Here is a 20,470-nt window from a genome sequence, read left to right as displayed (position 1 = left end):
GTGGATCAGTCGCGCGGCTTCTCGCGCAACTCGTACGCCTCGATCACGTCGCCGACCTTGATGTCGGAGTAGGTGATCGTCATACCGCACTCGAAGCCCTCGCGGACCTCGGTGACGTCGTCCTTCTCGCGTCGCAGCGACGAGATGGTGACCGTCTCGGCGACAACGTTGTTGTCGCGGAGCAGACGGGCCTTCGCGTTGCGCTTGACGATGCCGGACTGCACGAGGCAACCCGCGATGTTGCCGATCTTCGACGACTTGAAGATCGCGCGGATCTCGGCGCGGCCGAGCTCGACCTCCTCGTAGATCGGCTTGAGCATGCCCTTGAGAGCCTTCTCCACCTCGTCGATCGCCTGGTAGATGACCGAGTAGTAGCGGATGTCGACACCCTCGCGGTTCGCCAGCTCCGTCGCCTTGCCTTCGGCGCGAACGTTGAAGCCGATGATCACAGCGTTCGAAGCCGCTGCCAGGTTGACGTTGGTCTCGGTGACGCCACCGACACCGCGGTCGATGACCCGCAGCCGAACCTCGTCGTCGATCTCGATACCCATGAGGGCCTCTTCGAGGGCCTCGACGGTACCGGAGTTGTCGCCCTTGAGGATGAGGTTGAGCTCGTTGTGCTCCTTGAGAGCGGCATCGAGATCTTCCAGGCTGATCCGCTTGCGACTCTTCGCTGCCAGCGCGTTGCGCTTGCGGGCGTTGCGTCGGTCGGCGATCTGCCGAGCGATCCGGTCCTCGTCGACGACGACCAGGTTGTCGCCGGCGCCGGGCACCGACGTGAAGCCGACGACCTGCACGGGCCGGGACGGGAGCGCCTCGAGGACATCCTCGCCGTGCTCGTCGACCATGCGACGGACACGACCGTAGGCGTCGCCGGCGACGATGGAATCGCCGACCCGCAGCGTGCCGCGCTGGACGAGCACCGTGGCCACCGGACCACGACCGCGGTCGAGGTGCGCCTCGATGGCGACGCCCTGCGCCTCCATGTCCGGGTTGGCCCGCAGATCGAGCGCTGCGTCGGCGGTGAGCAGCACCGCTTCGAGCAGCTGCTCGATGTTGAGGTTCTGCTTCGCGGAGATGTCGACGAACATGGTGTCGCCGCCGTACTCCTCCGCGACCAGCCCGTACTCGGTGAGCTGCTGACGGATCTTCTGAGGGTTCGCACCCTCCTTGTCGATCTTGTTCACCGCGACCACGATGGGGACATCGGCGGCCTGCGCGTGGTTGATCGCCTCCACCGTCTGCGGCATGACACCGTCGTCGGCGGCGACCACGAGGATCGCGATGTCCGTCGACTTCGCACCGCGGGCACGCATGGCGGTGAACGCCTCGTGACCCGGGGTGTCGATGAAGGTGATCAGGCGATCTTCACCGTTGAGGTGCGTCATGACCTGGTAGGCACCGATGTGCTGGGTGATGCCACCGGCCTCGCCCTCACCGACGTTCGCCTTACGGATCGTGTCGAGCAAGCGGGTCTTGCCGTGGTCGACGTGACCCATGACGGTGACGACCGGCGGGCGCTGCTGGAGGTCTTCCTCCGTGCCCTCGTCCTCGCCGTACTGGATGTCGAACGACTCGAGCAGCTCGCGGTCCTCGTCCTCGGGCGAGACGACCTGCACGACGTAGTTCATCTCCGAGCCGAGCAGCTCGAGGATGTCGTCGTTCACCGACTGAGTGGCCGTGACCATCTCACCAAGGTTGAACAGCGCCTGCACCAGGGCCGACGGGTTCGCGTCGATCTTCTCGGCGAAGTCGGACAGCGATGCGCCACGAGCGAGACGGATGGTCTCGCCGTTGCCACGCGGCAACCGCACGCCGCCGACCGACGGCGCCTGCATCGAATCGTATTCCTGGCGCTTCTGCCGCTTCGACTTGCGACCACGACGCGGAGCGCCACCGGGACGACCGAACGCGCCGGCTGCGCCGCCGCGACCGCGTCCACCGCCACCACCGGGGCGACCGCGGAAACCACCGGGAGCGCCTGCACCTGCAGGTGCGCCGCCACCGGCACCGCCACCGCGGTAACCGCCGCCGCCACCACCGGGACGACCACCGGGAGCTCCGCCCGGACGACCCGGACGACCGGACGCGGCCGGACGCGCAGCACGCTGCGGCATCGCACCCGGGTTGGGACGCGGGGGCATCGAACCCGGGGACGGACGGGGTCCGCCCTGACCGGGAGCGGGGCGGGGACCGCCCTGTCCGGGAGCCGGACGCGGACCGGCCTGGCCGGGTCCGGGACGCGGGCCACCGGGGCCTGCTGCGGGACGTCCCTGTCCGGGCGTGGGGCGGGGACCGCCCTGTCCGGGAGCCGGACGCGGTCCGCCCGGGCCGGGGCGCGGGGCACCCGGACGCGGAGCGGGACGCTCGGCCGGAGCCGAGGAGTAGGGGTTGTTACCGACGCGCGGGGTCTTCGGACCCGGACGCGGACCGGCCGGCTTGGGGCCGGGCTTCGCTGCGGGGGCCTGCGGCGTCGCGCCGGGAGCCTGAGCAGCCGGGGACTGCGGTGCCGCCTGGGCAGCGGGGGCCTGCGGCGCGGGAGCCGCGGGCTTCTCCGGTGCCGGAGCCGGCTTGGGAGCGGCCGGCTTCGGTGCGCCGGGCTTCGGACGTGCGGTCTCGGCCGCGGGGGCCGGGCTCGCAGGGGTGGGCCGGGGACCCGGCCGGGGGGCACCGGGCTTCGGTGCGGGGGTGGATGCAGCCTTCGCGGCTGCATCGCCTTCGGTCTTACCGAACGATTCGCGGAGTCGACGCGCGACCGGCGGTTCGACCGTCGACGACGCGGACTTGACGAACTCGCCCTGTTCCTTCAGGCGTGCGAGTAGTTCCTTGCTGGTGACACCGAGTTCTTTCGCCAACTCGTGCACGCGGGCCTTGCCTGCCACTGCTCTCCTCACTGATGAGGTCGAGCGGCCGACTGCCCGCACGACCTCGGGTTATCTCCGATGGACGTTCATCGCTGGTGCTTCACGGTGTGCTCATGAGTGTTCGTGCCTGTTCTTCTCAGAGTGCGATGTCACTGTTGGTGTTCCTCGTCGTCGTTCCCACGTACGTCTACCCGGCCGAGGCCGATTCGATGCGTCCGTGATCACTGTTCCGTGGACCCGACCAGCTGATCCAGCGCTGCGGTGTCCGGTTGTCCGGTCACGCGCAGTGCCCTGCCGAATGCTCGACGCCGAACCGCCAGGCCCAGACATTCCGGAGTGGGATGCAACCAAGCACCTCGCCCGGGAAGCCTGCGTCGGGGATCGGGAATCACGGCGAAACCTGACGGTTCCTTCTCGCGCGCCACCACCCGGAGCAGTTCGGCAGCCAGCGTTCGCTGCCGACATCCGACACAGGTCCGCACCGGAGTGGTGCGTTCCCCGCCGGTCGAGGACAGGTCATGCTGAACCATCGACCACTGTACCGCTGATTTGCCCGGAATCCCGCATCCCACTCCTACGCGCCTGTCGAGCCGCCGCGCGAATCGTCGTTCGCAGCCGGTGCCGCGTCGCTGCGGATGTCGATCCGCCAGCCGGTCAGCCGGGCCGCGAGCCGGGCGTTCTGCCCTTCCTTGCCGATCGCGAGGGACAATTGGAAGTCGGGGACGACCACCCGGGCGGCACGCGCGTCGGGGTCGACGACCGTGACCGAAACCACCTTCGACGGCGAGAGTGCATTGCCCACGAACTTGGCGGGATCCTCGTCGTAGTCGATGATGTCGATCTTCTCCTCGCCGAGCTCACGCATGACGTTGCGCACCCGCTGCCCCATCGGGCCGATGCACGCACCCTTGGCGTTGAGGCCCGGGACGGTCGAGTGCACGGCGATCTTCGAGCGGTGGCCTGCCTCCCGGGCGACCGCGACGATCTCCACCGACTCGTCGGCGATCTCGGGGACCTCGAGGGCGAACAGCTTGCGCACCAGGTTGGGGTGCGTCCGCGAAAGGGTGATCTGGGGGCCGCGCTGTCCGCGGGAGACGCCCACGACGTAGCACTTGATGCGGTCGCCGTGCTCGTAGGTCTCCCCCGGCACCTGCTCGGCCGGCGGGATCAGTCCCTCGGCGTTGTTGGTCTCGCCACCGATCTTCACGACGACCATGCCGCGGGCGTTGGCACGCGAGTCGCGCTGCACGACGCCGCTGACGATCTCGCCCTCGTGGGTCGCGAACTCGCCGAAGCGCTGCTCGTGCTCGGCGTCGCGGATGCGCTGCATGATGACCTGACGGGCGGTGGTCGCCGCGATCCGGCCGAAGTCCTCGGGGGTGTCGTCCCACTCGGCGATCAGGTTGCCGTCGGCGTCGCGTTCCTCGGCGAGGACCTGGATGGCGCCGGTCTTGGTGTCGACCACGACCCGCGCGTGCGGCTGGTGTCCGTCGACGTGCCGGTACGCCGTGAGCAGGGCCGTCTCGAGCGTTGCGATCAGCTCGTCGAACGGGATGTTCTTCTCCGCCTCGAGCATGCGCAGGGCGGCGATCTCGATATTCACTTGTCCACCTTCGTTTCGTTCGTCTCGTCGTGGTCGTCGCTGCCGGTCTCGTCCTCGGGTCCTTCGGTGAGTTCCCCGGCCGCGACCCGACCGTCCGGAACCCCGCCCGCGAGCTCGAGTTCCCTCGGCGGCGGCGGGGAGAACTCCACCTCCACCACCGCTCTGCGCACCTCCGAGAGCGGGACCGAACGCACGACCGGCCCGGACCGAGCGGGCAGCACGAGCCTGATCTCGTCGCCGACGAGCTCGCCGATGCGTGCGACGACGGTCTCGCCGGCCAGTTCCACCTTCGCCTTGCGGCCCTGGGCACGCCGCCAGTGGCGGGGCTCGGTCAGGGGCCGGCCGATCCCGGGGCTGGTGACCTCCAGGACATAGGGCGACTCACCGAAGTCCGAGACGCCGTCGAATGCCTCGGAGACGGTCCTGCTCAGACGGGCCGCCTCGTCGAGACCGAGACCTGCGTCGCTGTCGACGAGGAGGCGCACCGTACTGTGCTTTCCGGCGGCCGTGACCACCACGTCCTCGAGGTCGTATCCCTCTCTGGCGAGCAGATCGGAGACGAGCTCGACGATCCTCTCCGGGGGCGGCACAGGCATGGCGGGCAGGCTCCTCGTTCAGTTGTGGTCGCAGCGGACAGCGGGCCGGAACGGATGCGTACCGGCAGACATCAAGCCTAACCCGCGTTTCGTGCTGCCGTGACCAGGGCGGCGTCCTTCGCCGGACGACGCGACTGGCAGGATGGTCCGGTGCCGATGCCACTCGACCGTCCCACCCTCTCCCGACGAACCCTCCTGCGATGGTCGTCGGTCGCCGTCGGTGGGTTCGGAATCACGACGATCACCGCGTGCGGCGCCTCCGACGAGGACGCCGCCGAACCGGATCCGCTGGAGGGTCAGGCGAGCCGCGCCCGCACCGACGCCGCGATCGCGACCGTGCTGGTCGCGCGGACGCCGGAGCTGTCCGCGCCGCTCACCACGATCGCGGCAGAGCGGACCTCCCACGCCGACGCGCTCGAGGCGGAGATCGCCCGGATGGAGGGCGCCACCACGAGTTTCACTCCCCCGTCGACCACGGTGACCACACCCGCCGGGGAGCTGCCGACCGTCGGGGAGCTCCGTGAGCGGTTGAACCGGTCGCAGCGCGAAGCCGCCGACCTCGCACGCACGCTGTCGGGCTACCGCGCGGGTCTGCTCGCCTCGATCAGCGCCTCCTGCGCAGTGCAGACGGCGGTGATGTTGCCGTGAGCTCACCCGAACTCGGTTCCGAACAGCAAGCCCTCGTCGACGCGCTCGAGGCCGAGCACGCGGCGGTGTACGGATACGGCGTGATCGCAGCCTTCGCGGATCCCGCCCGCGCGGACGCCGTGGCGGAGGACACCGCCGCGCACCGCGCACGACGTGATTCGACGGTCGAGGCGTTGCGCGCCGCGAGCGTCGAGCCGCCGGTGGCGGCCCCCGGTTACACCGTGCCGTTCCCGGTGGTCGACGCCGCGTCCGCCGCGCAGCTCGCCGAGCAGATCGAGAGCGACACGGCCGTGGCGTGGCGATCGGTCGTCGAACGCGCGCGCAGCGAGGCCACCCGGGCCACGGCCGTGGGCGCACTCACCGAGGCGGCGCTGCGGGCGGCGTGGTGGCGGCAGAGCCGCGGAGTCGTGCCGTCGGTGCCCTTCCCCGGCCAACCCTGAAATCCGGGTCACCCGGTCACCACCGCGAGTGCGAAGCCGTCCCAGCCCTTCGTCCCCACGGTCTGCAGCGCCGTCGCGTCGAGGCGCGGCTCGCGGGCGAGCAGTTCGAGTACGTCCCGTGACGCGCGGACCCGTTCGTCGTCGCTGTCCGGGTCGACGACGGCCCCTGCCCGCACCACGTTGTCGACGACGATGACCGTGCCGGGCTGTGACAGTCCGAGGGCCGCGCGCACGTAGTTGCTGTTGTTCTCCTTGTCGGCGTCGATGAACACCAGGTCGAAGGGATCCTCGTCGACCAGGCCCGGAAGCGAGTCCAGAGCGGGACCGACCCGGATGTCCACGCGGTCACCGACGCCGGCGCGGTCGAGGTTGGCGCGGGCGACCTCGGCGTGCTTCGGCTCGTATTCGAGGGTGACCACCCGGCCGGACTCCCCGACCGCCCGGGCGAGCCAGATGGTCGAGTACCCGCCGAGGGTGCCGATCTCCAGGACACGGCGGGCACCCCGGATCCGTGCGAGCAGGTGCAGGAACTTGCCCTGTGGTGCGGAGACGTCGATGGGCGGGAGTTCCGCTGCGGCGTTCGCCTCGAGCGCCGAGGTCAGCGCAGGATCGTCGCCGATCAGTACGTCGGTGAGGTAGTGGTCGGTCGCACTCCAGTTGTCGGCCATGCACCTCATTGTGGTTCGGCGCGCAGCGCACCACGGCATCTTCGGCCACATGCGCCGGTGCCCCTGCGACGGCAGGTCGCAGGGGCACCGGAACGGGAGTGTGTCAGCGGTTGACGATGCGCTGGACGACCTCACCGATCGGCAGTTCGTCGGCCTCGCCGGAGAAGCGGTCGCGGACCTCGACCTTGCCGTCGGCGAAGCCGCGGCCAACCACCACGACCAGCGGCATACCGAGCAACTCGGAGTCCTTGAACTTCACGCCGGGCGACGCCTTGCGGTCGTCGAGGAGCACCTCGAGGCCGGCGTTCGAGAGTTCCTCGGCGAGGTTCTCGGCGCCTTCGCGGGCCTGCTCGTCCTTGTTGGCGATCACCAGGTGCACGTCGAACGGCGCGATCTCCGACGGCCAGCGCAGCCCCTTCTCGTCGTGCTGCTGTTCGGCGACCACCGCGACGAGACGCGACACGCCGACACCGTAGGAGCCCATCGTGGGGCGGACGGGTTTGCCGTTCTCGCCCAGGACGTCCACCGCGAAGGCGTCGGTGTACTTGCGGCCGAGCTGGAAGACGTGACCGATCTCGATGCCGCGGGCGGCGACGAGCGGTCCGGCTCCGTCGGGCGACGGATCGCCGTCGCGCACCTCCGCGGCCTCGATCGTGCCGTCCGGGGTGAAGTCGCGACCGGCGACCAGCCCGAAGACGTGCTTGCCCTGCTCGTCGGCGCCCGTGATCCAGCTGGTGCCGTCGACCACGCGGGGGTCGACGAGGTAGCGGACACCGTTGGCGAGCAGCGCCTTCGGGCCGATGTAGCCCTTGACGAGGAAGGGATTGGCCTCGAAGTCGGCGTCGGTGAGCAGCTCCACCTCGGCGGGCTCGAGCGAGGCCTCGAGGCGCTTGTCGTCGACCTCGCGGTCGCCGGGGATGCCGATGCCGAGCAGTTCCCACTCGCCACCGGGCTGCCGGACCTTGACCATGACGTTCTTGAGTGTCTCGGCCGCGGTGACCTCCCGGCCGAGGACCTCCGACGCCACCGCGACGAGCGAGGCGATCGTCGGGGTGTCGGGGGTATTGTGCACGACCGCCTCGGGCTGTCCGTCGATCGGCAGCGGTTCCGGCGCGAGCGTCTTCACCGCTTCGACGTTCGCCGCGTAACCGGATTCGAGGCACCGCACGTAGGTGTCCTCACCCGCAGGCGAGTCGGCCAGGAACTCCTCGGAGGCGCTGCCACCCATCGCACCGGAGGTGGCCGAGACGATCACGTACTTCACGCCGAGACGCGCGAAGATGCGCTCGTAGGCGTCGCGGTGAGCCTTGTACGAGTCGGCCAGGCCCTCGTCGGTGAGGTCGAAGCTGTAGGAGTCCTTCATGACGAACTCGCGACCGCGGAGGATGCCGGCGCGGGGGCGCTCCTCGTCGCGGTACTTCGTCTGGATCTGGTAGAGCGTGACCGGGAAGTCCTTGTAGGAGTTGTACTCACCCTTGACGGTGAGCGCGAAGAGCTCCTCGTGGGTGGGTCCGAGGAGGTAGTCGCCGCCCTTGCGGTCCTTCAGCCGGAACAGGCTGTCGCCGTATTCCGTCCACCGGTTGGTGGCCTCGTAGGGCTCGCGCGGCAGCAGCGCGGGCAGAGCGATCTCCTGCGCTCCGATGGAGTTCATCTCCTCGCGCACCACCCGCTCGATCTGCCGCAGCACCCGCAGGCCCAGAGGCAGCCACGAGTACACACCCGGCGCGATTCGTCGCACGTATCCGGCTCGGACCAGCAACTTGTGGCTCGCGACCTCGGCGTCGGCCGGGTCGTCTCGGAGGGTGCGGAGGAACAGGTGCGACATGCGGGTGATCACGACCCTGCAGCCTACCGTGGCCGCCCCGGGCCGTGACGTCCGCGCCCGGTGGCGGGGTCGGTACGGTTACCGCTTGTGCTGGTGCTTCTCCCTCCATCCGAAACCAAGTCCGACGGCGGCGACGACGGGCCGCTCGATCTCGCCGATCTGTCGATGCCGCAGTTGACGGAGACGCGGGAGATGCTCGTGCAGGCCCTCGTCGACCTCTCCGCCGACCCCGAGGAGTCGAGCCGCGCACTCGGACTGGGTACGAAGGGCGCCGACGAGATCGAGCGCAACGCCAAGCTGTGGGTCTCCCCCACCCGCCCGGCGCTCGAGCGGTACACCGGGGTGCTGTACGACGCGCTCGACGCGGGAGCGTTCACGAAGGCGCAACGCGACAAGGCCTACCGGCGCCTGGGCATCGGGTCGGCGCTGTTCGGCGCGGTGCGGGCCGCGGATCCGATCCCCGCCTACCGCCTCTCCGGGGGTCGAAACTGCCCGGCTTCGGCACGTTGAAGTCCGTGTGGCGGAACGAACTCACCGACGCGCTGGTGACCGAGGCCGACGGCGACCTCGTGGTCGATCTCCGCTCCGGTGTCTATCAGCAGCTCGGTCCCGTGCCCGGTGCGGTGACCGCGACCGTGCTCACCGAGCAGCCCGACGGCACCCGGAAGGTCGTCAGTCACTTCAACAAGCACCACAAGGGCCTGCTGGCCCGCGCGCTGGTCCTCACCCGCGCGGAGCCGAGCGACATCGGCGCACTCGCCCGGGTGGCCTCGAAGGCGGGACTGCGAGTCGAGGTGGAGTCGCCGACCGAGCTGGTCGTGCTCACCTGACCTCGAGTCCCATCGCCGCGACGATCCGGCGGGCCGTGTGCAGGACGGCGCCGAGTCGCGCGGTCAGGGCCAGGTCGTCCGATTCGGTGGCGAACCGCTCGAGCTCGGTGAGATTGCTGCGGCACGCCCCGTCGGGGTCGACCTCCCGGCCAGCCCCCACGGCGTCGATCAGCTCGGCGAGGGCATCGAGCGTCGCTGCGATCGTCGTCCGTACGCGGTCGGATTCGGCGATCTCGTCGCCGAGCACCGGGTCCAGCGCATGCGCGAGTTCCTCGACGGCGCTGGACACCGAGGAGAGGTCGTCGAGTGTGCGGTCCCAGCGCCGTGCCCATTCCCCCGCCCGCGCCGCGGCGGGACGTGGATTCATCCGGGCACTCTCGTGCGCCCACCGCGATTCGTCGAAGGCCCGCTGCACGAGGCTGTCGATGCCCCGCGCGCGCTGCACCCAGTCCCGCACTCCCGACGATCCCTCGCGGCATCCGGACGCCATGTCCCGCAGCAGGTCGCGCAGCTCACCGGTGAGTTCGCCGGCCTCCTTGCCCGCCGAGTAGACCGGCGGGAAGACCAGCGCCGTCACGGCCACGCCGATCGCGGCGCCGATCATCGTCTCCGCTAGCCGTTCACCGAGCAGGATCGGGCTGTCCGAAGCGCCCGTCGCGATCACCAGCAACGCCGTGATCGCCACCCAGATACCGCTGGCCCCGAATCGCCGCCAGCGACCCGCGAAGTAGCCGACCGCGACGGCCATCCCGATCGCAGCGGTCGTGGATTCCACCAGCCGGGTCACCACGACCGCGACCAGCAGACCCGTGACGACCGCCCCGACCTGCACCACCGCCTGTTGAAGCGAGCGGACGAGCGTCGCTTCGACGAGGAAGACCGCGACGTAGGGCGCGAGGAATGCCTGCTGGAAGTGGAAGACCTCGGTCACGACGAGCCACGCGACGACCGCGGCGAGTGTGGACCGGAACGCCTGGAGGGCGACGTATCGCTCGTGTCCGGCCTCGCGTACGGCCCGGACGATCCACGATCCGACGAATCTGCCCCGTTCGAGAACACCGACCTGCATGGGTGCCGGGTACCCGCGGTTCGGGTGCGGCAGGCGTGAGCAAACTCATCCGCCGCAGCGGTCGCTCGGCGGCCGCCGCGGTAGGGGTCCGGCGGTCAGGAGGTCTGCGCGGCCTTCTCGGCTTCCTGCGCCTGCGCGACCTCTTCGGGCGTGAAGCGGATGAACAGCGCCGCGACGCCGGCGATCACCGCACAGACGGCGCAGCCGACGAGCGCGAACATGTATCCCTCGCCCTGGGCGACGAGCTGCGCCTCGGACATGTCGGCGACGGCTCCGGAGACACCGCCGAGCGACATCGTCCGCGAGGTGGCCATCGCACCGATCACGCCGAGGCCGACCGGACCTCCGAGGGTCTGCGCGACCTGCGCGATCGCCGAAAGCGGTCCGATCTCGTGCGGTCCCACCCCGGAGATCGCGCACAGCGGCAGCGGGACCACGGCCAGGCCGACACCGAAGCCGACGACGAGCACCAGTACGAACAGGGTCGGGAAGTAGCGGACGCTGCCGTCCATGGTCGATCCGTAGAGCAGGCTGACGGTCATGATCGCCGAGCCGGTGACCACGAGCCAGCGCGGTTCGATCCGGGCGACCATCTTCGACGACACCGCGGCGGCGGCACCGAGGCCGAAAGCGAACGGGACGAAGGCCAGACCCGCGGCGAGCGGGCTGTAACCGAGGATGTCCTGGACGAACAGGGCGACGAAGGCCGCGAGGCTGAACATCACGGCGCCCGCGAAGAAGATCGCCACGAAGGTCGCGACGCGGTCCTTGTTGCGGAACAGCACGAACGGCAGCAGCGGGTTCTCGGCCCGCCGCTCGACGAGCAGGAACACTCCCAGCAGCACGAAGCCGGCGACGATCGCGCCGATCACCGAGGGGCTCGCCCAGCCGAGTTCGGGACCCTCGGTGAGACCGAAGACCAGGCCGGTGCAGCCGAGCGTCGCGAGGATCGCGCCGGGCACGTCGAGCGCGAGGCGTTCGGAGGCGGTCTCACGCAGCGCGATCGCGGCGAGCACGACGATGAGGACGCCGATGGGGACGTTGATGAGGAAGATCCAGCGCCACGACACCTGGGTGAGCGCCCCGCCGAGGATCAGTCCGGCGATGGACCCGACGCCGGTCATGGCCGCGAACACCGCGATGGCGCGGTTGCGTGCCGGACCTGCGGCGAAAGTCGTCGCGACGAGCGCGAGGGCGGTCGGTGAGGCGATTGCGGCGCCGACACCCTGCAGCGCTCGGGCACCGATGAGCATCGCCTCGCCGGTCGCCAGACCGCACAGCAGGGACGCCAGGGTGAACAGTCCGACGCCACCCATGAACATGCGTTTGCGTCCGTAGCTGTCGCCGAGACGGCCGCCGAGGAGCATCAACCCACCGAAGGCGAGGGCGTAGGAGGTGAGGACCCAGTTGCGACCCGCGTCCGAGAGTCCCAGATCGCTCTGCAGCGGCGCGAGCGCGAGATTCGCGACCGTTCCGTCGAGCACGACCATCAACTGGAGGCCGCTGAGGACCAGCATGGCCAGAGCGACCGCGCGGGTGGCCGACGGATGCGAGGTGGCTGACACGTGACCCAACGTTACCCACCGTCCGAGTCGGAACCGGTCTGCGGATCGAGCCCGAATCCGGCCACCGGCCCGATCACGACGATGGCGGGCGGGCGCACGGCCTCGTCCCGGACGCGCTGCGCGACGGTCGAGAGGTCGGCACGCACCACTCGCTGGCTGCTCAGCGTCCCCTCCTGCACGACGACCACGGGGGTGTCGGTGGGGCGCCCGCCGGCGATCAGGGCGTCGGCGAACTGTTCGATGCGTTCGACGGCCATGAGCAGGACCAGGGTGCCGCGCAGCTTCGCGAGCGCGTCCCAGTCGGTGAGCGAGTCGGGGTGCCCGGGTGCGACGTGGCCACTGACCACGACGAACTCGTGGGTGACCCCGCGGTGGGTGACGGGGATCCCGGCCGCAGACGGTACGGAGATGGCGCTGGTGATGCCGGGGACGACGGTCACCGGGACCCCGGCCGCGGTGCAGGCCTCGAGCTCCTCGTAGCCGCGTCCGAAGACGTACGGGTCGCCACCCTTGAGCCGGACGACGAACTTGCCGGCCTTCGCGCGGTCGATGAGGGTCTCGTTGATGACCTGCTGGGCCATGGCACGCCCGTACGGGAGTTTCGCCGCGTCGATCACCTCGACGTGCGAGTCGAGTTCCGCGAGCAGCTCCTGCGGGGCGAGATGGTCGGCGACGACCACATCGGCGCGGGCGAGAAGGCGGCGGCCACGCACAGTGATCAGATCCGGATCGCCCGGTCCTCCGCCGACGAGGGCGACGCCGAACGGCTTCGGCCCGGTCTCGGCGAACTCGGTGACGGCCGCTCCGGCGAGAGCGTCGCGGATCGAGGTGCGCACGGCGGCGGAGCGGCGGTGGTCGCCACCGGCGAGCACGCCGACGGTCAGGCCCTCGTAGCGGGCCGTGGCCGGGGTGACAGCGCTGCCGTGACGGGCGTTGTCGGCGCGGACGCAGAAGATCCTGTTGCGTTCGGCCTCGGCGACGACCGCGGCGTTGGTCTCGGGTTCGTCGGTGCACGCCATGGCGTACCACGCACCGTCGAGGTCACCGTCGCGGTAGTCGCGCAGGTCGAGGGAGATGCGGCCCTTCGTCGCCATGCTCTCGACCACGGGGGTCGCGGCCCGGGCGACGACGTGGACGTCGGCACCGGACGCGACGAGCAGGCCGAGACGCCGCTGCGCGACGCTGCCTCCTCCGACGATCACGACGCGGCGCCCACGGAGATCGAGTCCGACCAGGTAACTGGTCTCGTCCTCAGCAGCAGCGGACACGGGCATCTCCCCATCTCTCGTGTCGGGGCGAATCCGATCGGACCCACCTTCAGGACACCTGTGGCCCGGGCATCGCGCCGGGCCACAGGTGCAGTGATCGGATCAGACCGCGGCGGCCTCGGCGGGCGCCTCGGCCACGGTGTCGGAGACGACGTCGAGCTGCAGCGACTTCGTGCTGTGGTCCCAGACCTGGCGGAACAGGTCGGGGTTGTCGGACAGCTTCAGGCCGAGCGACGGGACCATCTCGCGGAGCTTGGACTGCCAGCCCGCCCACTGCTGCGGGAAGCAGCGCTCGAGGACGTCGAGCATGGCCGGAACAGCCGTCGAGGCACCCGGCGACGCACCGAGCAGACCGGCGATCGAACCGTCGCCGGCGCTGACCACGGCGGTACCGAACTCGAGGACACCGCCCGCACCCTTGCGGCGGATGACCTGCACGCGCTGACCGGCGACGATGAGCTCCCAGTCCTCGAGGCGGGCCTCGGGCACGAACTCGGCGAGGGTGCCGATGCGGTCGGCGGGCGACTGCATGAGCTCACCGACGAGGTACTTGACCAGGCCGAGCTCGGTGACACCGACGCCGAGCATCGACATCAGGTTGCCGGGCTTGACCGACTTCGGCAGGTCCATGATGCCGCCCTGCTTGAGGAACTTGGGCGACCAACCGGCGTAGGGACCGAAGAGCAGACCCTGCTTGCCACCGATGACGCGGGTGTCGAGGTGCGGCACCGACATCGGAGGGGCACCGACCGCGGCCTTGCCGTAGACCTTGGCGCTGTGCTGCGCGATGACCTCGGGGTTGGTGCAGCGCAGGAAGGCGCCGGAGACCGGGAAGCCACCGAAGCCCTTGATCTCCTTGATGCCCGACTTCTGCAGCAGGTGCAGCGCGCCACCACCGGCGCCGACGAAGACGAACTTCGCCTGGACCTTGCGCGACTCGGCGGTGCGGCGGTTGCGGACCTTCACGATCCAGCTGCCGTCGGACTGCTTGGACACGTCGGTGACCTCGTGGCCGAAGAAGACGGTGCCGCCGGAGGCCGCGACATGGTTGATGAGCTGCTTGGTGAGGGCACCGAAGTCGACGTCGGTGCCGGTCTGCGTCCAGTTCAACGCCACCGGATCGGAGAAGTCGCGGCCCTTGCCCATGAGCGGCAGGCGCTCGGTGAAGACCTCGGGGCTCTCGGTGTACTCCATGCCTTCGAAGAGGGGATGGCCGGCGAGAGCGTCGTAGCGGGCACGCAGGTACTTCACGTTCTCGGCGCCGTGCACGAAGCTGACGTGCGGAACCGGGTTGATGAAGTTCTTCGGGTCGGACAGGATGCCGTTGTCCACGGCGTACGACCAGAACTGACGCGAGACCTGGAACTGCTCGTTGACGTTGACGGCCTTCGCGATCTCGACCGAACCGTCCGGCTTCGCGGGGGTGTAGTTGAGCTCACACAGCGCGGAGTGGCCCGTACCGGCGTTGTTCCAGGGGTCGCTGCTCTCGGCGGCCGCGGCGTCGAGGCGCTCGAACGCGGTGATCGACCAGTCGGGCTGCACCTGACGCAACAACGCACCGAGGGTTGCGCTCATGATGCCCGCGCCCACGAGCACTACGTCGGTTTTCGCTACTACGTTCTCTGACACTGGGAAATCGACTTCCTTGTCTGGTTCGCACGCGCCGCCGAAGTACGGAGGTACCGTCTCGCGTGAGTGTCCCGTCAACGCGGCGCGCGAATGCGACCGACAGGTTACCCGCGCGTGGTCCGGCGTTTCATTTCACCTCATTGTGTACCCATGAGCGTTGGTCGGCGAACACACCTAGGGTGTGATAGTGACTACTTGGCGTCCTGACGTCCTCGGAGACGGCTACGAGCAGCTCGAACTACCGCTGGGCACCGACCCCGACGGCGAAGGCGAGATCTCGGCGACCCTGGTGCGCTACCAGCCGACGACCACCGACCTTCCCGACCGTGCGGCGCTCTACGTCCACGGCTTCACCGACTACTTCTTCCAACAGCACCTCGCGGAGCACTTCGCGGCGCGCGGCTACCGCTTCTTCGCGCTGGACCTGCGCAAATGCGGCCGCTCTCGGGCACCCGGGCACACCCCTCACTTCGTCACCGACCTCTCCCACTACGACGCCGAGCTCGACGAGGCGCTGCGCGTGGTGCGCGAGGAGGTCGGTGGAGGCGTGCTGCTGGCGGCCCACTCGACGGGCGGGCTGGTTCTGCCGTTGTGGCTCGACCGGCTCCGTCGCCGGCCCGGCGGGGTGGCCGCGACGGGCATCGTGGGTCTCGTCCTGAACAGTCCGTGGTTCGACCTGCAGGGGCCGTCCTACCTGCGCAATGTCGGCACGGCGGCCATCGACGTCGTCGGCCGCCTCCGGCCCCGCGCGCTCATCCCGCTGCCGAAGACCGAGGCCTACGGCCGCAGCCTGCAGACCGACGGCTGGCGCTACGACCTCGACTGGAAGCCCCTGACCGGCTTCCCCGTCCGGTTCGGCTGGTTGCGTGCCGTGCGGCGGGGCCAGGCCGTCCTGCACCGCGGGCTCGACATCGGGGTGCCGTCGCTGATCCTGCGGTCCGGTGCCTCGCGTTCCGCTCCGAAGTACGACGCGAGCGTCGACACCGTCGACGCGGTTCTCGACGTCCGCCAGATAGCCCGATGGGCGGGATGCCTGGGCAACCGCACGACGATCGTGCCGATCGACGGTGCCCGGCACGACGTGTTCCTGTCCACACCCGGTCCCCTGGCGGAGGCCTTCCGGGAATTGGACCTGTGGCTGGAATGGTTGGACGGAGCGGGCAAGGCGGACACCCCCGCACCCGATCCCGCGGACGACTCCGCCGGCTCCGCCACCGTTTCCGTACTGCACCGACCCATGGGAGAGCACGCGTGACCCACTACGACCTCGCGATCATCGGCACAGGATCGGGGAACTCGATCCTCGACGAGCGGTACGACGGGAAGCGCGTCGCCCTCCTCGAAGAAGGCACCTTCGGGGGCACCTGCCTCAACGTGGGCTGCATCCCCACGAAGATGTACGTCTACGCCGCGGAGGTCGCCCACACGGTCCGCACCGCTTCGAAGTACGGCATCGACGCGTCGATCGACGGGGTGCGGTGGAACGACATCGTCGACCGGGTCTTCGGCCGCATCGATCCCATCGCTGCGGGCGGTGAGCGCTACCGCCGCGAGGACTGCGCGAACGTCACCGTCTTCGACGGTCACGCGCGGTTTGTCGGCGAACGCCGCATCGATACCGGAAACGGAGAGGTCATCACCGCGGATCAGGTGGTCGTCGCCGCCGGTTCGCGGCCCGCGATCCCGCAGGACGTACTCGATTCCGGTGTGAGATATCACACGAGCGACGACGTCATGCGGCTACCGAAACTGCCCGAGTCCCTCGTGATCCTCGGGACGGGCTTCATCGCGATGGAGTTCGCCCATGTCTTCTCGGCGCTCGGCACGCGGGTGTCGGTGATCGCGCGGACCGACCGTCTGCTGCGGCATCTCGACGCCGACGTCTCCGAGCGGTTCACGGCGCTCGCCGCGGCCAAGTGGGACGTGCACCTCGCCAACCCGGCCCGGGAGTTCCGTCCGGTCGGTGACGGTGTGGAGGTCGAACTCGCCGACGGCACCGTCGTCAGCGGCGATACGCTGCTCGTCGCGACGGGCCGGCAGCCCAACGGAGACCTGCTCGACGCCGCGGCGGCCGGCATCGAACTCGATACGAAGGGCCGGATCGTGGTCGACGAGTTCCAGCGCACGTCCGCTGCGGGCGTGTTCGCGCTCGGCGACGTGTCGTCGCCCTACCAACTCAAGCACGTGGCCAACCACGAGGCGCGGGTCGTCCAGCACAACCTGCTGCACGACGCGTGGAGCGGCGACACCGCGGGGCTGCAGCGGACGGACCACCGCTACGTCCCCTCCGCGGTGTTCACCGATCCGCAGATCGCGTCGGTCGGGCTCACCGAGGCCGAGGCACGGGAGGCGGGATACGACATCTCCGTCAAGATCCAGGACTACGGGAACGTCGCCTACGGCTGGGCCATGGAGGACACCGAAGGCTTCTGCAAGTTGATCGCCGACCGGTCGACGGGTCTGCTGCTCGGCGCCCACATCATCGGGGCCCAGGCGTCCACGGTCATCCAGCCGCTCATCCAGGCGATGTCGTTCGGTCTGCCCGCGCGGGAGATGGCGACCGGCCAGTACTGGATCCACCCGGCGCTGCCCGAACTCGTCGAGAACGCCCTGCTGGGCCTCTGATCCCCTGGATCCGACGAACTTCCGGTTCTCGGACCGACTCATCAGCGCCGTGTGGCCTGCCGCCCTCTCCGGGCCGCAGGCCACACGCGTCTCACCAGCTTCCGGTGCGCAGCGCGATCGCGGACGCGAAGTCGGTGGGCGCCTCGGCGGGCACGTTGGCCACGCCGGCGAGTTCGACCACCCGGAACTCCCCCGTCACGTAGCGCATCGATGCGTCCGCTTCGGGGCGGCGCGAGACATCGCCCACGACGATCGTGGTGGGCACCTCCGCGGGCGGCGCCGACGCGTCGCGCACGGTGCCGTCGCGATCCGGGACCGCGGGATGGCCGCGGTCGGCGACCACCAGGCTTGCGAACCGTCCGAAGCGCCCTGCGGCGACGGCCCACGCCAGCTCGGCTCCCGCACCGCTGCCCGCCAGATGAACCCAGGGCAGGGCGAGGGCGTCCAGTAGGGCGAACACGTCGGCGGGCGCGAGTCCGTCGATCTTCTCGACCACGATCGTCCGCAGGTCGGACGTGTGCAGGCGCTCGCACACGACGTCGTACACGCCCGCGTCCTCCCCCGCGTCGGGGAAGAGCAGCACCGTGTAACGACTTTCGGGGCCGCCGATCCGAACCTGCACGTCCCCACCGGGCGTGGTCACCGTCCTCGATTCCATGGGCAAACGCTACATGGCCGCAGTGTGTGCCCGGCCTCTTGCCGTATCGACGACAAGGTTCTATGGTTCATTACATGAGTAATGAACCGATGCACCCGCCCTCGGGTCCCGGGGCGTCGTGCTGAACGACGAGGGCAAGCCCCTCTTCCAACAGATCGCCGAGCTCATCGAGAACTCGATCGTCGACGGCAGCCTCGCGGAGGAATCGCAGGTTCCCTCGACGAACGAGCTCGCCGCCTTCCACCGCATCAACCCGGCCACGGCCGCGAAGGGCCTCAACGCCCTGGTAGCCGACGGAATCCTCTACAAGAAGCGAGGAATCGGCATGTTCGTCACCACCGGCGCTCGCGACAAGCTGATCGCCCGCCGACGGGATCGGTTCGCCCAGCAGTACGTCGTCCCGCTCGTCCTCGAGGCCGAGAAACTCGGAATCGGCATCGACGAGCTCAAGTCCATGCTCGACACACGGGAGCACGTATGACCCTCACTCCACCCGTCGCCCGCGCACGTCACCTCGGCATGCGGTTCGGCGACGTCGCCGCCCTCACCGACGCCGACTTCACACTCCACCGGAACACGATCTACGGCCTGCTCGGCCGCAACGGCGCCGGCAAGACCACCCTGATGCAGTTGCTCGCAGGCCACATGCGTCCCACGACCGGCAGCGTCGAGGTGTTCGGGGCCGACCCGTACGAGAACACCGCGGTGCTCCAGCAGTTGTGCTTCGTCGCCGACACCCAGCGCTATCCCGACGACATGCGCGTCGGGCACGTACTCGCCTCGGCGGAACTGCTTCTGCCGCTGTGGGATCGGGAGTACGCCGAGCGGCTGGCCGACAAGTTCGCGCTGCCCTGCGGTCGCAAGGTCAAGAAGCTCTCCCGCGGCATGAGTTCCGCACTGGGCATCGTGGTGGGTCTCGCGTCGCGCGCACCGGTGACGGTCTTCGACGAGCCGTATCTGGGCCTCGACGCCGTGGCCCGGCAGATGTTCTACGACGAACTGCTGCTCGACTACGCGGAGCGGCCGCGCACGATCGTGCTGTCGACCCACCTGATCGACGAGGCCGCCGACCTGCTCGAACACATCCTCGTGCTCGACCGCGGGCATCTCGTCGTCGACGAGGACGCCGACACGCTGCGCACCCGCGCCGCCCGGGCGACCGGGCCGGCGGACGAAGTGGCGCGGATCGTCGGCGACAGCACCGTCCTGCACACGGAAAGCCTCGGCGGTATCGCCCGCACGACCTTCCTCCGCAACGACCCGGACGAGCTCCCCCACCCCTCCGGACGTGTGGACGTGCAACCGATCTCGCTCCAGGAGCTCGTGGTCCACCTCCACCGGACACCCGAGACCGGCACGACGAACGAGGAGGCATCGCTGTGACCACCGCGATCCCGCTCCCCGCCCCGGTCGTCACCGGGGCGGCACGCGTCCTGTCCGTCGCCCGCCTGCAACTCGTCTCGTGGCCGCTGCTCGTCGCGTGGCCCGTCGGACTGCTGATCACCTCGGCGCTGATCCCGTGGGTGATCTTCTCGCTCGTCGACACGGGTGCGGAGTACAACGTGACCGGCAGCATATTGTCGGTCTACGGCTTCGTCGTCGCGTTCTATCTGCTGGCGATGACCCAGATGTTCTCGTTCGCACTACGTCTCGGTTCCACGCGATCGCACTACATGCAGTCGATCGTGGCGATCGCGGTGGTCCAGTCCACGGTGTTCGCGCTCGGTTTCCAGATCCTCTCGGTGCTCGAGGCCGCAACCGGGGGCTGGGGGGTGAACATGCGGATGTTCGGGATCCTGCGGTTCGTCACCGACAGTTCCGTGGTGCAGTTCCTGGGCTTCCTCGCCACGATGCTCCTGATCGTCGCGCTGTCGATGCTCATCGGGGCCATCCAGCACCGTTGGCGCACAACGGGTCTGCTGACGGCCGCCGCGTCCGTCGTGGTGATCGGCGGTCTCGCCGCGATCCTCGTCACGTGGACCCGGTCGTGGTCGTCGCTGTGGTCGTGGATCGTCGATGCGTCGCCGACGACGACCCTGGTGGTCCTCCCCCTGCTGGTGGCCGCGGTGTGCACGGTTGCGACCTGGCAGGTCGCCCGCAACGCGGCACCCTAGATCGGTCCCCTTCCGGAACACGTTCGGCCCCGACCCCTTCCGGGTCGGGGCCGAACTCCGTGCTCGCT

Annotated in this window: 18 protein-coding genes and 1 pseudogene; 8 read left to right on the top strand and 11 right to left on the bottom strand. The window is 69.5% G+C overall.

Annotated elements, in window-relative coordinates:
* Positions 1-5: 5 nt before the first annotated feature.
* From infB to rimP, 4 genes are all read right to left on the bottom strand, one after another.
* Positions 6-2,882: a translation initiation factor IF-2 gene (gene infB / locus U9J23_RS09810; protein ID WP_059381212.1), complete on the bottom strand. Its 2,877-nt coding sequence runs from the start codon at positions 2,880-2,882 to the stop codon at positions 6-8.
* Between the two features lie 203 nt (positions 2,883-3,085).
* Entirely contained in the window at positions 3,086-3,394 is a 309-nt protein-coding gene (locus U9J23_RS09805; protein WP_080968157.1) for a YlxR family protein, read from the bottom strand.
* 44 nt (positions 3,395-3,438) lie between these two features.
* Complete coding sequence (gene nusA, locus U9J23_RS09800; protein ID WP_059381211.1) at positions 3,439-4,467, bottom strand: transcription termination factor NusA; 1,029 nt, start codon at positions 4,465-4,467, stop codon at positions 3,439-3,441.
* Positions 4,464-5,063: a ribosome maturation factor RimP gene (rimP, locus tag U9J23_RS09795; RefSeq protein WP_179161678.1), complete on the bottom strand. Its 600-nt coding sequence runs from the start codon at positions 5,061-5,063 to the stop codon at positions 4,464-4,466. The genes nusA and rimP overlap by 4 nt, the downstream gene beginning before the upstream one ends.
* Before the next feature lie 156 nt (positions 5,064-5,219).
* Here rimP and U9J23_RS09790 point away from each other — a divergent pair, with 156 nt between their 5' ends.
* Positions 5,220-5,711 (top strand): hypothetical protein, encoded by a 492-nt coding sequence (locus tag U9J23_RS09790; RefSeq protein WP_174479582.1) that lies wholly within the window; start codon positions 5,220-5,222, stop codon positions 5,709-5,711.
* A complete protein-coding gene (locus tag U9J23_RS09785) occupies positions 5,708-6,151 on the top strand; it encodes a ferritin-like domain-containing protein (RefSeq protein ID WP_059381209.1) in 444 nt (147 codons plus the stop codon). The genes U9J23_RS09790 and U9J23_RS09785 overlap by 4 nt, the downstream gene beginning before the upstream one ends.
* Positions 6,152-6,159: 8 nt before the next feature.
* Here the strand turns inward: U9J23_RS09785 and U9J23_RS09780 are convergent, their stop codons facing one another.
* The gene (locus U9J23_RS09780; RefSeq protein WP_085468015.1) at positions 6,160-6,819 is read right to left on the bottom strand and encodes an O-methyltransferase; all 660 of its coding nucleotides are present in this window, start codon (positions 6,817-6,819) and stop codon (positions 6,160-6,162) included.
* A 103-nt stretch (positions 6,820-6,922) separates the two neighbouring features.
* The gene (locus U9J23_RS09775; protein WP_145706971.1) at positions 6,923-8,656 is read right to left on the bottom strand and encodes a proline--tRNA ligase; all 1,734 of its coding nucleotides are present in this window, start codon (positions 8,654-8,656) and stop codon (positions 6,923-6,925) included.
* Between the two features lie 75 nt (positions 8,657-8,731).
* Between U9J23_RS09775 and yaaA the strand changes: the two are divergent.
* Positions 8,732-9,474, top strand: a pseudogene (gene yaaA, locus U9J23_RS09770) (peroxide stress protein YaaA).
* Here the strand turns inward: yaaA and U9J23_RS09765 are convergent.
* From U9J23_RS09765 to mqo, 4 genes are all read right to left on the bottom strand, one after another.
* Positions 9,467-10,543, bottom strand: a complete 1,077-nt coding sequence (locus U9J23_RS09765) for an FUSC family protein (RefSeq protein WP_059381200.1) — start codon at positions 10,541-10,543, stop codon at positions 9,467-9,469. The pseudogene yaaA and the gene U9J23_RS09765 sit on opposite strands and share 8 nt — an antisense overlap.
* Before the next feature lie 95 nt (positions 10,544-10,638).
* On the bottom strand, positions 10,639-12,060 hold the full coding sequence (locus tag U9J23_RS09760) for an MFS transporter (protein ID WP_226950115.1): 1,422 nt from the start codon (positions 12,058-12,060) through the stop codon (positions 10,639-10,641).
* Positions 12,061-12,119: 59 nt separating this feature from the next.
* Complete coding sequence (gene cobA, locus U9J23_RS09755; protein ID WP_145706974.1) at positions 12,120-13,382, bottom strand: uroporphyrinogen-III C-methyltransferase; 1,263 nt, start codon at positions 13,380-13,382, stop codon at positions 12,120-12,122.
* Positions 13,383-13,478: 96 nt separating this feature from the next.
* Positions 13,479-15,005, bottom strand: coding sequence for a malate dehydrogenase (quinone) (gene mqo / locus U9J23_RS09750; RefSeq protein ID WP_326602501.1), 1,527 nt, complete (start codon positions 15,003-15,005; stop codon positions 13,479-13,481).
* 187 nt (positions 15,006-15,192) lie between these two features.
* On the opposite strand from mqo, the gene U9J23_RS09745 reads away from it, so the two are divergent.
* Together U9J23_RS09745 and mtr are read left to right on the top strand one after the other, a co-directional pair.
* Positions 15,193-16,260, top strand: coding sequence for an alpha/beta hydrolase (locus tag U9J23_RS09745; RefSeq protein ID WP_326602499.1), 1,068 nt, complete (start codon positions 15,193-15,195; stop codon positions 16,258-16,260).
* A complete protein-coding gene (gene mtr, locus U9J23_RS09740; protein WP_085468011.1) occupies positions 16,257-17,630 on the top strand; it encodes a mycothione reductase in 1,374 nt (457 codons plus the stop codon). The genes U9J23_RS09745 and mtr overlap by 4 nt, the downstream gene beginning before the upstream one ends.
* A gap of 91 nt (positions 17,631-17,721) precedes the next feature.
* On the opposite strand, the gene U9J23_RS09735 is transcribed toward mtr, so the two are convergent.
* Positions 17,722-18,288, bottom strand: a complete 567-nt coding sequence (locus U9J23_RS09735; RefSeq protein ID WP_179161677.1) for an alpha/beta fold hydrolase — start codon at positions 18,286-18,288, stop codon at positions 17,722-17,724.
* A gap of 121 nt (positions 18,289-18,409) precedes the next feature.
* Between U9J23_RS09735 and U9J23_RS09730 the strand changes: the two genes are divergently transcribed.
* Genes U9J23_RS09730 through U9J23_RS09720 form a run of 3 tightly spaced genes read left to right on the top strand, consistent with a single transcriptional unit; the run spans position 18,410 to position 20,402 of the window.
* Positions 18,410-18,769, top strand: coding sequence for a GntR family transcriptional regulator (locus U9J23_RS09730; RefSeq protein ID WP_026060947.1), 360 nt, complete (start codon positions 18,410-18,412; stop codon positions 18,767-18,769).
* On the top strand, positions 18,766-19,671 hold the full coding sequence (locus U9J23_RS09725; protein WP_272266478.1) for an ABC transporter ATP-binding protein: 906 nt from the start codon (positions 18,766-18,768) through the stop codon (positions 19,669-19,671). The genes U9J23_RS09730 and U9J23_RS09725 overlap by 4 nt, the downstream gene beginning before the upstream one ends.
* Positions 19,668-20,402 (top strand): hypothetical protein, encoded by a 735-nt coding sequence (locus U9J23_RS09720; protein ID WP_059381192.1) that lies wholly within the window; start codon positions 19,668-19,670, stop codon positions 20,400-20,402. The genes U9J23_RS09725 and U9J23_RS09720 overlap by 4 nt, the downstream gene beginning before the upstream one ends.
* Positions 20,403-20,470 lie beyond the last annotated feature (68 nt).

This window comes from Rhodococcus sp. PD04, from assembly GCF_035918275.1.
GTDB lineage: Bacteria > Actinomycetota > Actinomycetes > Mycobacteriales > Mycobacteriaceae > Rhodococcus > Rhodococcus rhodochrous.
The sequence above is the reverse complement of the archived record's forward strand: the minus strand, read 5'-3'. Positions and strand labels throughout refer to the sequence as shown.

Excerpts from the sequence above, each read along its gene's own strand:
- U9J23_RS09805 (WP_080968157.1), bottom strand. The coding sequence starts at position 3,394 with ATGGTTCAGCATGACCTGTCCTCGACCGGCGGGGAACGCACCACTCCG.
- rimP (WP_179161678.1), bottom strand. The coding sequence starts at position 5,063 with ATGCCTGTGCCGCCCCCGGAGAGGATCGTCGAGCTCGTCTCCGATCTG.
- U9J23_RS09790 (WP_174479582.1), top strand. The coding sequence starts at position 5,220 with ATGCCACTCGACCGTCCCACCCTCTCCCGACGAACCCTCCTGCGATGG.
- U9J23_RS09780 (WP_085468015.1), bottom strand. The coding sequence starts at position 6,819 with ATGGCCGACAACTGGAGTGCGACCGACCACTACCTCACCGACGTACTG.
- U9J23_RS09765 (WP_059381200.1), bottom strand. The coding sequence starts at position 10,543 with ATGCAGGTCGGTGTTCTCGAACGGGGCAGATTCGTCGGATCGTGGATC.
- U9J23_RS09760 (WP_226950115.1), bottom strand. The coding sequence starts at position 12,060 with ATGCTGGTCCTCAGCGGCCTCCAGTTGATGGTCGTGCTCGACGGAACG.
- cobA (WP_145706974.1), bottom strand. The coding sequence starts at position 13,382 with ATGCCCGTGTCCGCTGCTGCTGAGGACGAGACCAGTTACCTGGTCGGA.
- U9J23_RS09735 (WP_179161677.1), bottom strand. The coding sequence starts at position 18,288 with ATGGAATCGAGGACGGTGACCACGCCCGGTGGGGACGTGCAGGTTCGG.
- U9J23_RS09725 (WP_272266478.1), top strand. The coding sequence starts at position 18,766 with ATGACCCTCACTCCACCCGTCGCCCGCGCACGTCACCTCGGCATGCGG.